Here is a 13,112-nt window from a genome sequence, read left to right as displayed (position 1 = left end):
GGAGCACTCACAGGGTCGCCTCCCTGAGCACGAATCCCACTCCGCGTACGGTGTGCACGATGCGCGGCTCGCCCCCTGCCTCGAGCTTGCGCCTGAGGTAGCCGACGAACGTGTCCACGGCGTTGCCGGTCACCTCGAAGTCGTATCCCCAGACCCGTTCGAGCAGCACGTCGCGGGACAGCACGATCCCGGCGTTGTGGGCGAGCACCTCCAGCAGGTCGAACTCCCGCCGGCTCAGCTCGACCGGCCGGCCGTCGATCGTGACCCGCCGCCCGGCCGGGTCCACGGTCAGGCGGCCCACCCGCACGACGGCGCCCGGAGGACGGCCCGCCCGGCGCAGCAGGGCGCGCAACCGCAGGACCACCTCCCGCAGTTCGAACGGCTTCACCACGTAGTCGTCGGCCCCGGCGGCGAGGCCGGCGACCCGGTCGGTCACCTCGTCCATGGCCGACAGCATCAGCACCGGAACCTCTGACCGGCCCGACCGCAGGCGCTCGCACACCTCGATCCCCGACAGGCCGGGCATCGACACGTCGAGGACGACCGCATCGGGTGCCGCGCGGTGGACGAGTTCCAGCGCCTCGCGTCCCGAGGCGGTCACGTCCACGTCGAATCCCTCCACGCGCAGACCACGTCGTAACGCGCGCAGGATGGCCGGATCGTCGTCGACGACGAGAACCCGGTATCTCGTCATGGCAGGGCTCCTGCTGCTTCGGGAGCGACCGGCAGGAGGATGACCGGCCGCCCTCGTGATCTCTTCCGAGGTCGGGAGTGGGCGGGGGCGTCGGCGTACGGCCGGGGGGTGGACCAGGAGCGGGAACCTACCAGGCGCCGACGGTGGAAGTCGATCTCCAATCTACGGCACCGCTCGCGGGCCGGGACGTCGCGCGTCAGGGACCGTCCGCCGGGGCGCGGCGATCCTCGAAGGGCCGCACGGCCTTCGCACGGAGCCCGGCGGCGGGAGTCATCTACGAAGAGTCGCGACGGCTTGCCAGAGATATGCCAGAAACGTTCGCCATCATCCCTGCCGAGCGGCTCGCGCGGCCGTTCCCCTGGCACCCCCGAGATCAGTGCGGAGCATTCGATGCGATCACGATTCCTCCCGGTCGCCGCGGCGACGGCCGCGGCGGCTCTGGCGGCGGGCACGGCCCCCGCCCAGGCCACAGCCCGGACCGGGGGCCCGCCCGCCGGCTCTCCGGCCGTGGCGGCCTTCCTCCCCTCCACGTCGTCGCCGCTCGATCCGATGGCGTTCGCCGTGGTGCGCCCGTCCGCCCACCCCGTCGAACTGCGGAGTGCCCCGCGCTCCCTGTCGGTGACGTACACGTTCCAGGGCAGGAAGTACACGCTCGACGACTACCTCGCCAGGTCGAAGGCGAACGGCTTCGTCGTCCTCGACGGCCAGAAGGTCGTGTACGAGCGCTACCGCGCAGCCGGGCCGGACACCCGGTTCCAGTCCTGGTCCATGGCGAAGTCCTTCACCTCGGCGGCGGTCGGCATCGCCCTGCACGAAGGCCGCATCCACTCCGTCGACGACCCGGTGACGCGGTACCTGCCCGAACTGCGCGCCTCCGGCTACGACGGCGTCTCCATCCGGAACCTGCTGCGGATGTCGTCCGGGATCGACTGGAACGAGCGGGCCGACGTGCCGAAGACGCAACTGGCCGCACATCGCGGTTTCCCGGTCAAGCGGCTCGCGCAGCGGCAGGTACGCGGCTGGGAGCCGGGCAGCGGATTCGAGTACACCAGCATGAACACGTTCGTCCTCGCCCGGCTGGTGAGCGAGGTGACGGGCATGCCCTACCACCGCTACGTCGAGGAGAAGGTCTGGAAGCCGGCCGGCATGGCCTCCACGGCCCGCATCGGCGGCGACTCCCATGACGACCTGGGATATTGCTGCTACTACGCGACTGACCGCGACTTCGCCCGGTTCGGCCTGCTGTACCTCGACAAGGGCCGCGCCGGTGGACGCCAGGTGGTGCCGCGGGCGTGGGTGGAGGAGTCGACCCGGCCTTCCGCCTCCTTCAATCCGGATTACGGTCTGCACTGGTGGCTGGGCGGCGGGGGCCAGGACGACTTCATGGCCGCGGGATTCGGCGGCCAGTACATCTACGTCTCGCCCGAACACCGGGTCGTGATCGTCAAGTCGGCCGTTTCCGCCTCGCAGGACCAGGGAGAGGCGCTGTCCGCCTTCCGCGCGGTGGCAGCCGAGGTGGCGAGAACACGCTGACGCGGCCCGCCTCCAGGCGCTCTCGCTGCTCCTGCCGTAGGCCGGGGAGCTCGACTGGCGGCTTCGAATGGCGGACTCACCGAGGAACAACCGGGTAGGCGAGGGAGAGCAGGAGAACACCGACGAAGGGAGGAACGTCATGGCCGACGCACCGAACCCGATCCAGCTGCAGAAGCACCTGAAGGGCGTGGACTATCCGGCGGGGAAGTCGGACCTGGTCCGTACGGCCCGGGAGCAGGGCGCGGACGACACCATCGTCAATGCGCTCGAACGCATCCCGGACCGGCAGTATGACGGCCCCAACGCGGTCAGCAAGGCGGTCACCGAGGCCAGGTGAGACGCCGGGCGAACCCGGGACGGTGATGTCCGGCGCCCCGCCGCTGAGCGGGGCGACAACCACCGGATGACGTCGGGCGGGCGGTGGGCGGAGACATTCCGCGCCCCGCCCGCCCGACGCGTGCCGGGGGTGACCCCCCTGGCGTCGCGAGCATCGCGGCCACGGCCGTCGAGGTGTGTACGCACTTTTAGTGAACGTTGCGTTTCCAAGACGTGAGTTTTACTCTGAATTAGAGAACGTTGGGTTCTCTAATTGCCTGGACGAGGCTCGCGAGGAGAAGGCATGGCACTCGTCGCCCCCCTGGAGGCCTTCGGACGAGACGACCTCGACCTGGCCGGAGGGAAGGGAGCCAATCTGGGGGAGCTGGTCCGGGGCGGTTTCCCCGTCCCGGCCGGGTTCGTCGTCACCACCGCCGCTCACGAGACGGCCGTCCGGCGCGCCGGGGCAGGCGGACCGGCATCGGCGATCCCGGACATGCCGCGCGAGGTGCGGGAAGCCGTGGTCGCCGCCTACGCGGCGCTCGGCCGCGGGCCCGTCGCGGTGCGGTCCAGCGCCACCGCCGAGGACCTGCCGGGCGCCGCGTTCGCCGGGCAGCAGGACACCTATCTCAACGTCGTCGGCGAGCAGGCGCTGGTCGACGCCGTGTGCCGGTGCTGGGCCTCGCTGTGGAACGAGCGTGCCGTGGCCTACCGCCGCAGGCTGGGCATCCCCGACGACGGGGTGAGCATCGCCGTGGTGGTGCAGAGCATGGTCGAGGCCGACACGGCGGGCGTGATGTTCACCGCCGACCCGGTGAGCGGCGACCGCTCCCGCGTCGTGGTCGACGCGAGCAGCGGCCTGGGCGAGGCCGTCGTCTCCGGTCTGGTCACACCCGACCACTACGTGCTCGGCGCCGCCGGCCGGGTCGTCTCCCATACGGCGGGCCGCCGCGAGGTGGTCGTCCGCGCCGTCGCGGGCGGCGGCGTCACCCGCGAGAGCGGCGAGGCGGCGGCCGGCTCCGGGCTGCCTCCCTCGGCTCTGCGGGAGCTGGCCGAGCTGGGCGGTGAGGTGGCGGCCCTGTTCGGCCGGCCCCAGGACATCGAGTGGGCCCGTGCGGACGGCCGGCTCTGGCTGCTGCAGGCCCGGCCGATGACCGCGCTGCCGCCACCCCCGGTGGGGCGGCTCAACCCGCTGCGCCGGAGGATCGCCTCGGTCCTCGTCGAGTACGTGCCGGTGCGGCCCTATCCGATCGACATGTCGACCTGGCTGCCGTACGGCCCCGCCGGGCTCATGGCCAAGGTGACCGAGAGCTTCGGCATCCGCAGCGCGTTCGCCGACTTCCTCCAGGAGGAGGACGGGGTCGTCTACCGGCTGGTGCCGCCGCGTCCGCGGCCCGCGCTCGGCCTGCTCGCCGCGCCGTTCCGGGTCGCGGCCCGGGCCCGGCGTTTCGACCCCGCGCGGTGGACGGAGGATCCGCGGTTCCTCCGGCTCCTGACCGCTGCGAGGGAACTGTCCGGGCGCGACCTGTCCGCCCTGCCGTGGCGCGAGCTGATCCGGGTGCCCCGCGAGGCGCTCGACGTCGTGCAGCCGGTGGCCGGCCTGCGCATCGACTATCTGCCGGGGACCGGGTTCGCGCTGCTGCGGCTGCTGCTGTCGCTGCGCTGGCTGGGCGAGGCGGACCGGTTCGGCGAGCTCATCAGTGGTGCGCGCACCCGCACCGGCGACGCCAACAGGGCCCTGGCGGAGCTGGCCGAGGAGGCCGGGCGCACCGGAGCGCTCGACGCCGACCCGATGCCCGAGGAGTTCGCGGCCAGGATGCGGGCGTTCCTCGCCGAGTACGGCCACCGCGAGACCGCGAGCCCGCTGCTGGTCACCACGCCCACCTGGTCCGACGCCCCGGAGACGGTGCTCGGCATGATCCGCGTGCTGGCCGAGGGGCATGATCCGAGCGCCCACTCCGGCCTCGCCTCCACGTCCGGCCCCGATTCCGACGCGGCGCTCGAGCGGCTGCTCGCCCATCCCCGGCTGCGGGGCGATGGCGCCCGCCGGGACAGAATGGCGCGCCGGGTGCGGGCCGCCCGCGCCGGCATCGCGTTCCGCGAGGACAGCCACTTCTACTTCACCCTGCCCCTGCCCGTGCTGCGCAGGTCCCTGCTGGAGATCGGCCGCCGGCTGCGCGAGGCGGGCGTGCTGGACAAGGAGGAGGACGTCTTCCACCTGCGCCTGGAGGAACTCGAGGCGATCGGCGACCTGACGACGGCCGGGCCGGAGCGGACGGAGGCGCTGCGCGCGGCGGTGCTGCGCAGAGCGGCCAAGAGGGAGGAGCGGGCGGGTGTCCGGCTCATCGACCCTGCCGCGATCTTCCCTGCCCGCTCGGAGGAAGGCGCCCTCGTGTCCGGGACGCCCGCCGGCGGCGGGCGGGCCACGGGACCGGTGAAGGTCATCCGCCGGCCCGCGGACTTCGGCCGCCTCAGCCGGGGTGACGTGCTCGTCTGCCCCTACACCAACCCGTCGTGGACACCGCTCTTCCAGCGGGCGGCGGCCGTCGTGGTCGACACCGGTGGCATCGCCTCGCACGCCGCGATCGTGGCCAGGGAGTACGGCATCCCCGCCGTCATGGGCACCGGCCGGGGCACCTCGATCCTCGACGACGGCCAGGTGGTGACCGTGGACGGCGGCACGGGCCACGTGTTCCCGGCGCCGGCGGACGACGCGGAGGGCCGTGCGGACGTCCACGGCGCCCGCGCCTGAGCACGGAGCGCGCGTCCCCGCCGGGGAACGGCCTCCGTAGGATTCCAGCATGGTCACCGACCACCGCAAGCTGCCGCGTCGCCGGGGAGAAGCGCTCAACGCGGCGATCTTCCAGGCGACGCTCGACGAGCTGGCCGAGGCCGGCTACGCCGGGCTCACGATGGAACGGGTGGCCGAGCGCGCGCGGGCCGGCAAAGCCTCGCTGTACCGGCGCTGGCCCACCCGCATCGAGCTGGTGATGGACGCCGTCTACCACGTGCTGCCCGTCCCGTCGTCGGTGCCGGACACGGGCTCCCTGCGTACCGACGTCCTGGCGGCGCTGCGGGAGGCGGCCCGCTTGCTGTCCGGACCGGCGGGAGAGGCCATGCGCGGGCTGCTCAGCGAGGCGCTGGCCGACGAGGCGAGGGCCGCCGCGTTCCGGCGCAGGTCCCACGGTCTGGGCCGGAGGGTGATGCAGGAGATCACCCGCCGGGCGGTCGAACGCGGCGAGATCGACGCGAGCGCCGTCACTCCCCGCCGGCTGGACGCCGGCCAGGCGCTGCTCAGGCAGCACTTCCTGTTCGCGGGACCGCCCATCCCGGACGAGCTGATCGTCCAGATCGTCGACGAGGTCGTGGTGCCGCTGCTCACGCGCCGCTGAGCCGCCCGGCGCGGCGCGGACGTGAAGCGGCCGCGCCGGAGGCGCGCGGCGCGAGCGGCGGCGGTGTCAGGAGCGGCGGTGTCAGGACCAGACGGCGGTGATCGGCTCGGCGAGGGCGGCGGCCTGGTCGATCCCCGCCGCGAAGGCCGGTCCCCACAGGGCCGGATCGAGGACGTTCTGGCCGAACACCGCGACCGACGCCGTGTCGGGGTGGACGACGTACGACGTGGCCGCGCACGCCTGCGCCATCTCGGCCTCGAGGACGGCCCGCGGGGTCAGGTTGCCGAGCGGTTCGAGCACCACGAGCGCACGGGCGCCCTCCGCGAGGTCGGCGTTGGTCGCCGAGCGGACCCCGCCGTCCACGTACCTGCGGCCGTTGATCTCCACGGGCGGGAAGACCATCGGCACGGCGCAGCTCGACGCGACGGCGAGCACCAGCGGCGTGCCGGAGGACCGGTCCCACACGACGAACTCGCCGGTGGCCGCGTCCACACTGGTGATCAGGAGCTCGCGCTCGGGCCACTCCTTCACCGGCAGCCGTTCGCCGACCGCCGCGAGCCGCTCGGCGTAGTGGTCGACCCTGGCCGCCAGAGCCATCTGCCCGACCCTGCGGCGGGCCTCCCGCCGGTCGAGGTTCGGATCGAACATGATGGCGAACGCCTGCAGGACCTCGTCCATGTGGTCGACGGCCGGGGGTGGGCCGGTGTCCACCTCGGCCTGGTGGGCGATCGCCTCCTCCAGGTCGGCGCCGGTGGCCACGAGCGTGCCGACGACCGAGCCGGCCGAGGTGCCGACGATCCGGTCCGCCGTCCCCAGGTCCACGCCGAGGCGGCGCAGGCCGGTGACGATCCCCGCCTCCCAGGCGATGCCGGCGACTCCTCCGCCGCCGAGCACGAGAGCAGTAGTCATAACCAGAATTATGTTCCACGCAGGCGCGTGCTCGGGCCGGGGTGAAACCGGTTCCAATTAGTGTGGACGCCAAACTATTGACGGCGCTTCCGCCGGTGTGTGAATCTTCCCTTCAGATTTCCATGCACGTGGGAGAAGGACGGTCAGGGTCCCCGCCTGGTCGTGCATGGCCGGTTGTCCGTGCTCGGAGGGAAACCGTCCATGCGAAGATTCGCAACCCTGCTCGTGGTCGCCGCCGTGGCGCTGGTCACGGCCGTGATCCGAATGTCCCCGGTGTCGGCCGTCGCCGCCGACTCGTACACGTTCAAGAACGTGCAGATCCTCGGCGGCGGCTTCGTCCCCGGGATCGTCTTCAGCCCCGCTCAGAAGGACCTGATCTACGCGCGCACCGACATCGGCGGCGCGTACCGCTGGAACCAGTCGTCCCAGACCTGGACGCCGCTGCTCGACTGGGTCGGGCAGTCCAACTGGGGCTACAACGGCGTCGTCAGCATCGCCCCCGACCCCGCGGACGCCAACAAGGTGTACGCCGCCGTCGGCATGTACACCAACAGCTGGGACCCCAACAACGGTGCGATCCTGCGCTCGTCGAACAAGGGCGACACCTGGCAGGTGAGCCCCCTGCCGTTCAAGCTGGGCGGCAACATGCCCGGCCGCGGCATGGGCGAGCGCCTCGCGGTGGACCCGAACAAGAACAGCATCCTCTACTTCGGCGCGCCCAGCGGCAACGGCCTGTGGCGGAGCACCGACTCCGGCGCCACCTGGTCCAAGGTGACCAACTTCCCGAACGTCGGCAACTACGTCGCCAGCCCGGGAGACGCCTACAACGGTGACAACCAGGGCGTCGTCTGGGTGACCTTCGACAAGCGGACCGGCACCTCGGGCAACGCCACCCAGACCGTCTACGTGGGCGTGGCCGACAAGGACAACACCGTCTACCGGACCACCAACGGCGGCACGTCCTGGGAGCGGGTCGCCGGTCAGCCCACCGGCTACATCGCCCACAAGGGCGTGCTCGACACGGCCAACGGCTACCTCTACATCGCCACCAGCGACACGGGCGGCCCGTACGACGGCGCCAAGGGCGACGTGTGGCGCTACGCCACCGCCACCGGCACCTGGACCCAGATCAGCCCGATTCCGTCCAGCAGCTCCGACGACTACTTCGGCTACAGCGGCCTGACCGTCGACCGCCAGCACCCCGGCACGATCATGGTCGCCACCCAGGTCTCCTGGTGGCCCGACGCGATCTTCTTCAGGAGCACCGACAGCGGCGCGACCTGGACCCGCATCTGGGACTGGACGTCCTACCCGAACCGTAGCTTCCGCTACAAGATGGACATCTCCGCCGCTCCGTGGCTGACCTTCGGCACGAACCCCCAGCCGCCCGAGGTCACGCCCAAGCTCGGCTGGATGAACGAGTCGGTGGAGATCGACCCGTTCGACTCCGACCGGATGATGTACGGCACCGGCGCGACGATCTACGGCACCACCGACCTCACGAAGTGGGACTCGGGCGGCCAGTTCACGATCAAGCCGATGGTGAAGGGCCTGGAGGAGACCGCCGTCCTCGACCTGATCAGCCCGCCGAGCGGCGCCCCGCTGGTCAGCGCGCTGGGCGACATCGGCGGCTTCCGGCACACCAACCTCGACGCCGTGCCGTCCATGATGTTCACCCAGCCCGTCTTCACCTCCACGACCTCGCTCGACTACGCAGAGACCAACCCGAGCGTGATGGTGCGGGCCGGCAACTTCACCGACTCCGACCGCCCGAACGACAGCCACGTGGCCTTCTCCACCGACGGCGGGGCCAACTGGTTCCAGGGCACAGAGCCGGGCGGCGTCAACAACGGCGGCACGGTCGCCGCTGCGGCGGACGGCAGCCGCTTCGTGTGGTCGCCTGGCGACCCCGGCATCCAGGTCGTCTACTCCGTCGGTTACGGCAACAGCTGGAGCGCCTCCACCGGCGTCCCGGCCGGCGCGATCGTCGAATCCGATCGCGTGAACGCGCAGAAGTTCTACGCCTACTCGGGCGGCAAGTTCTACGTCAGCACCAACGGCGGCGCGAGCTTCAGCGCCACCGCGGCCACCGGCCTGCCGACGACCGGCGTGCACTTCAAGGCGCTGCCGGGCAAGGAGGGCGACGTCTGGCTGGCCGGCGAGGGCGGCCTGTGGCACTCCACCGACTCGGGCGCCTCGTTCACCAAGCTGTCGAACGTCAGCAGCTCGATCAACATCGGCTTCGGCAAGGCGGCGCCCGGCAAGACGTACCAGGCCCTCTACCTCGCCGGCACCGTGGACGGCGTGCAGGGCCTGTTCCGGTCCGACGACACCGGCGCGAGCTGGGTGCGCATCAACGACGACCAGCACCAGTACGGCAACATGGGCGAGGCCCTGACCGGCGACCCGCGGATCTACGGCCGGGTCTACCTCGGCACCAACGGCCGGGGCATCATCTACGGCGACCGCAACGGCGGGTCCTCCCCGTCGCCGTCGCCGTCCGCTTCGCCGTCGGCGTCCCCGTCCGCGTCGCCCTCGGCCTCTCCGTCGAAGTCGCCGTCCCCGAGCCCGTCGGCCAGCCCGTCGCCCTCGCCCAGCCCGTCTCCGAGCCCGTCGCCCTCGGCGAGCCCGTCGGGCGGCAAGGGGTGCTCGGCGACGTACAAGGTGGTCAACCAGTGGCCGGGCGGCTTCCAGGGCGAGGTCACGGTGAAGAACACCGGCAGCGCCTCGATCAGCGGCTGGAGCGTCAAGTGGGCCTTCGCGAACGGCCAGACGATCAGCCAGCTCTGGAACGGCACGGTGAGCCAGTCCGGGGCGAATGTCACGGTCACCAACGTGAGCTACAACGGCTCGGTCGGCTCCGGGGCGTCCACCACGTTCGGGTTCCAGGCGAGCTGGAACGGCACCAACGCCGTCCCGTCGCCGGTGACCTGCACCGCCTCGTGAGATAGCACGACAACGGCCGTACGGATGGGCCGCCGAGGTGGCGCATCCGTACGGCCCGTCCGTCAGCGACCCGGCCGTACTCGGGGAAATTCGCGTGCGCCCCGAGGGCGGCCGGGTGTTGCATGAATCCGATGATCGACGAACCGCTGGAACGACTGCGCGCCGCCGCCCGGCGCACGCGTGAACTCGCCCTCAAGCGGGCGGGCACCGGCCTGGGCCACGAGGACGCCGACGACGACGTCGGCACGATAGGCACGGACGGCGCCCTCGGATTCGACCCGTTTCCCCTGCTCGAAGCCCTCCACCGCCATGGCGTCCGAGCCGCGGTGATCGGGCAGGTCGCCGGCATCATGCACGGATCCACCGAACTGACCGGCGATCTGGATCTGCTCTGGGACGGCGAACCGGTCCACGCCCCGGCGCTGGCGGCCGCCTTCATGTCCGTCGACGCCCGGCTCTCCGACGAAACGGGCGCCCCCATGGCGACTCATCCGGATGCTCTGCTCCGCCCCAAAGTGCAGTTCACCGCGCCCGGAGCGAGCGGCGACTGCTGCACCCCCGCGCTCCCCTGGGGCAACCTGCGAGTCCGGGAGATCCTCGACAGGGCGGTCACGGCATACGGCCCGGGCGCCCTGGAAGTTCACTACGTGTCCCGGGAGGACCTCATCCGGATGCGGCGGGCCATAGGCCGCCCCAAGGACCTCCGGCGAGCAGCCGAGCTCGACAGTCTCACCTGCGAATGATCCGGAGAACGCGAAGCCCGGGTTCCCGTCAATTCCGGCGGTAAGCCCGGGCAGGGGGCGGCATCTGGAAGCAAGCATGCCTAGGGGGCGCCCAGGTGATCTATTGGAGTGGTGACGGGAATGTCCGACGAGTGGGGCGGGGCGGGATGGGACAGCCAGGCCCGGCTGGTCCGGGGGCGATGGGTGGAGCGCCGTCCCAGGCGGCCGGAGGTGGCCGCGCGGCTGCTCATGGAGACCCGCCTGATGCCGTGGCTCGCGCAGCGGCTGCCGTTGCCCGTCCCGATCCCTCATGTCCTGCGGCAGGAGCCGTTGGTCGTACGGCACGAGATGGTCGCCGGAACGCGGGCACTAGCGAACGCCTGTGAGACGGCGCGACTGGTGAGAAAAGACCCTACGGATGTGACCTTCGACTGGTATCGCCGTGGGGCCCTTCGCATAGCCTTGCCTGGGCGGGCCGTCGGGCCGCGCCGGGACAGGGGTGACTGCGCGATGGCGATCGGAGTTTACGTCGCGGCCGGCGACGCGAGGAGCAACAAGGGCACGATCGCCCTCGGCATGATCGAACTGCTGACCCGCCAGGTGGGCACGGTCGGCGTGTTCCGGCCGGTCGTCCGGTCAGGCCGCCAGGACAGCCTGGTCAACACCGCGCGCAGCCGCTTCGGGATCGGCCTGCCCTACGCCATGTGCACGGGCGTCACCTACGAGGAGGTGCACGCCGACGAGGAGCGCGCGGCCGGGGAGATCCTGGCCCGCTACCGGGCGCTCGCCGGGCGGTGCGACGCGGTCGTGGTGATCGGCACCGACTACACCGACGTGGGCGCGCCCACCGAGTTCGTGTTCAACGCCGAGCTCGCTGCCAACCTGGGCACACCGGTGATGAACGTGGTGACCGGGCTCGACCGCACTCCCGACGAGATCGCCGCGGCGGTCGAGATGTCGCGCAAGGAACTGGCCGAGCGGCACGCCACCGAGCTGGCCACGGTCGTCACGCGGGTCGCCCCCGGCCTGGTGGACGAGGTCGCCGCCCGTGTCCCCGCGTACGTCCTGCCGGAGGTGCGGCGGCTGTCCGCGCCGACGGTCAGCGACCTGATGGCCGCCTGTGACGGCGACCTGTTCATGGGCGACGCCGACCAGCTCGGCCGGGAGACGGGCGGGCTGATGATCGGCGCGATGTCGCTGCCGAACATCCTGGAGCGCCTCACCGAGGGCCTGGCGGTCGTCGTCCCCGCCGACCGGGCCGCCGCGCTGGTGCCGGGGCTGCTGGCCGCGCACAAGGCCCCCACGTTCCCCGCCCTGTCCGCGATCATCCTCAACGGCGGGCTCGAGTTGCCCGACGCGGTCGTCCGCCTGCTGAAGGGCATGGACATCCGGCTGCCGATCATCACGACCGGCGGCGGCACGTTCGAGACCGCGACCAGGCTGTCGAAGGCCGAGGGCCGGTTCAGCCCGGACGCCAAGGGCAAGATCGACACGGCGCTCGGGGTCTTCGCCGAGCACGTCGACGCGGGGGCGCTGCTGCGCAACCTGCGGGTCACCAAGGCCGCGGCGATCACCCCGCTCATGTTCGAGTACGACCTGCTGGACCGCGCCCGTGCCGACCGCAGGCACATCGTGCTGCCGGAGGGCGCCGAGCCGCGGATCCTGCGCGCCGCCGACAGCCTGCTGCGCCGGGGCGTGGCCGAGCTGACCCTGCTGGGCGACGAGCGGGAGATCCGGCTGGCGGCGGCCACGATGGGCCTGGCCGTCGACGGCGCCCGCGTGGTCAGCCCGTTCGACCCGGAGCTGCGCGAGCTGTTCGCCGAGGAGTACGCCCGGCTGCGCGCCCACAAGGGCGCGACGGTCGGGCAGGCCCGCGACATCGTCACCGACGTCTCCTACTTCGGCACGATGATGGTCCACCTCGGGCTGGCCGACGGCATGGTCTCCGGCGCCGCCCACACCACCGCCCACACGATCAGGCCCTCGTTCGAGATCATCAAGACCTCGCCGGGCGTCGGCGTCGTGTCCAGCGTCTTCTTCATGTGCCTGGCCGACCGCGTCCTCGTGTACGGCGACTGCGCCGTCGTCCCCGACCCCACGGCCGCCCAGCTCGCCGACATCGCGATCTCGTCGGCCGCCACGGCCGCCAGGTTCGGGGTCGAGCCGCGCGTGGCCATGCTGTCGTACTCGACCGGCGAGTCCGGCGCGGGGCCCGAGGTGGACAAGGTGCGCGAGGCCACCGCGCGGGTCCGCGAGCTGCGGCCGGATCTGCCCGTCGAGGGCCCGATCCAGTACGACGCCGCGGCCGAGCCGAGCGTGGCGCGCACCAAGATGCCCGGCAGCCCGGTCGCCGGGCGGGCGACGGTGTTCGTGGTGCCCGACCTCAACACGGGCAACAACCTCTACAAGGCCGTGCAGCGCAGCGCCGGCGCGGTCGCGATCGGGCCGGTCCTGCAGGGCCTGCGCAAGCCGGTCAACGACCTGTCCCGCGGCGCGACCGTGGGCGACATCGTCAACACCGTCGCGATCACGGCCATCCAGGCGCAGGCGCACGGGGAGGCACAGTGAGCGCGGGCGCGATGGGAGACACAGTGAGCGCGC

At 71.9% G+C, this 13,112-nt stretch carries 9 protein-coding genes; 7 read left to right on the top strand and 2 right to left on the bottom strand.

The features are described 5' to 3' along the window. Positions 1-7: 7 nt before the first annotated feature. A complete protein-coding gene (locus QSK36_RS15275) occupies positions 8-694 on the bottom strand; it encodes a response regulator transcription factor (RefSeq protein ID WP_285782855.1) in 687 nt (228 codons plus the stop codon). A 390-nt stretch (positions 695-1,084) separates the two neighbouring features. Here QSK36_RS15275 and QSK36_RS15270 point away from each other — a divergent pair, with 390 nt between their 5' ends. The 4 genes from QSK36_RS15270 to QSK36_RS15255 all read left to right on the top strand — a co-directional run bounded on the left by QSK36_RS15270 (position 1,085) and on the right by QSK36_RS15255 (position 5,934). Next, a complete protein-coding gene (locus QSK36_RS15270; protein WP_285782854.1) occupies positions 1,085-2,227 on the top strand; it encodes a serine hydrolase domain-containing protein in 1,143 nt (380 codons plus the stop codon). A gap of 139 nt (positions 2,228-2,366) precedes the next feature. After that, positions 2,367-2,564 carry a DUF2795 domain-containing protein gene (locus tag QSK36_RS15265; RefSeq protein ID WP_183539183.1) on the top strand — a complete coding sequence of 66 codons (198 nt, stop codon included), beginning with the start codon at positions 2,367-2,369 and terminating at the stop codon, positions 2,562-2,564. Between the two features lie 282 nt (positions 2,565-2,846). Beyond that, positions 2,847-5,294, top strand: coding sequence for a PEP/pyruvate-binding domain-containing protein (locus QSK36_RS15260; protein WP_285782853.1), 2,448 nt, complete (start codon positions 2,847-2,849; stop codon positions 5,292-5,294). 49 nt (positions 5,295-5,343) lie between these two features. After that, positions 5,344-5,934: a TetR/AcrR family transcriptional regulator gene (locus QSK36_RS15255; protein ID WP_183539187.1), complete on the top strand. Its 591-nt coding sequence runs from the start codon at positions 5,344-5,346 to the stop codon at positions 5,932-5,934. 81 nt (positions 5,935-6,015) lie between these two features. Here the strand turns inward: QSK36_RS15255 and QSK36_RS15250 are convergent, their stop codons facing one another. Beyond that, entirely contained in the window at positions 6,016-6,843 is an 828-nt protein-coding gene (locus QSK36_RS15250) for a patatin-like phospholipase family protein (RefSeq protein ID WP_285782852.1), read from the bottom strand. 201 nt (positions 6,844-7,044) lie between these two features. On the opposite strand from QSK36_RS15250, the gene QSK36_RS15245 reads away from it, so the two are divergent. The 3 genes from QSK36_RS15245 (at position 7,045) to pta (ending at position 13,079) form a co-directional block, all read left to right on the top strand. After that, entirely contained in the window at positions 7,045-9,789 is a 2,745-nt protein-coding gene (locus QSK36_RS15245; protein ID WP_285782851.1) for a cellulose binding domain-containing protein, read from the top strand. 131 nt (positions 9,790-9,920) lie between these two features. Then, positions 9,921-10,532 carry a hypothetical protein gene (locus tag QSK36_RS15240; RefSeq protein ID WP_225898387.1) on the top strand — a complete coding sequence of 204 codons (612 nt, stop codon included), beginning with the start codon at positions 9,921-9,923 and terminating at the stop codon, positions 10,530-10,532. A 120-nt stretch (positions 10,533-10,652) separates the two neighbouring features. Next, on the top strand, positions 10,653-13,079 hold the full coding sequence (gene pta, locus QSK36_RS15235) for a phosphate acetyltransferase (RefSeq protein ID WP_502883314.1): 2,427 nt from the start codon (positions 10,653-10,655) through the stop codon (positions 13,077-13,079). Positions 13,080-13,112 lie beyond the last annotated feature (33 nt).

Source organism: Microbispora sp. NBRC 16548, from assembly GCF_030268985.1.
GTDB lineage: Bacteria > Actinomycetota > Actinomycetes > Streptosporangiales > Streptosporangiaceae > Microbispora > Microbispora catharanthi.
This window is presented reverse-complemented; position numbering and strand designations above follow the sequence as displayed.

What these genes read in the sequence shown, in the direction of transcription:
- QSK36_RS15250 (WP_285782852.1), bottom strand. Translation starts at nt 6,843, where the DNA reads ATGACTACTGCTCTCGTGCTCGGCGGCGGAGGAGTCGCCGGCATCGCC.
- QSK36_RS15265 (WP_183539183.1), top strand. Translation starts at nt 2,367, where the DNA reads ATGGCCGACGCACCGAACCCGATCCAGCTGCAGAAGCACCTGAAGGGC.
- QSK36_RS15240 (WP_225898387.1), top strand. Translation starts at nt 9,921, where the DNA reads ATGATCGACGAACCGCTGGAACGACTGCGCGCCGCCGCCCGGCGCACG.
- pta (WP_502883314.1), top strand. Translation starts at nt 10,653, where the DNA reads ATGTCCGACGAGTGGGGCGGGGCGGGATGGGACAGCCAGGCCCGGCTG.
- QSK36_RS15255 (WP_183539187.1), top strand. Translation starts at nt 5,344, where the DNA reads ATGGTCACCGACCACCGCAAGCTGCCGCGTCGCCGGGGAGAAGCGCTC.
- QSK36_RS15245 (WP_285782851.1), top strand. Translation starts at nt 7,045, where the DNA reads ATGCGAAGATTCGCAACCCTGCTCGTGGTCGCCGCCGTGGCGCTGGTC.
- QSK36_RS15275 (WP_285782855.1), bottom strand. Translation starts at nt 694, where the DNA reads ATGACGAGATACCGGGTTCTCGTCGTCGACGACGATCCGGCCATCCTG.
- QSK36_RS15270 (WP_285782854.1), top strand. Translation starts at nt 1,085, where the DNA reads ATGCGATCACGATTCCTCCCGGTCGCCGCGGCGACGGCCGCGGCGGCT.
- QSK36_RS15260 (WP_285782853.1), top strand. Translation starts at nt 2,847, where the DNA reads ATGGCACTCGTCGCCCCCCTGGAGGCCTTCGGACGAGACGACCTCGAC.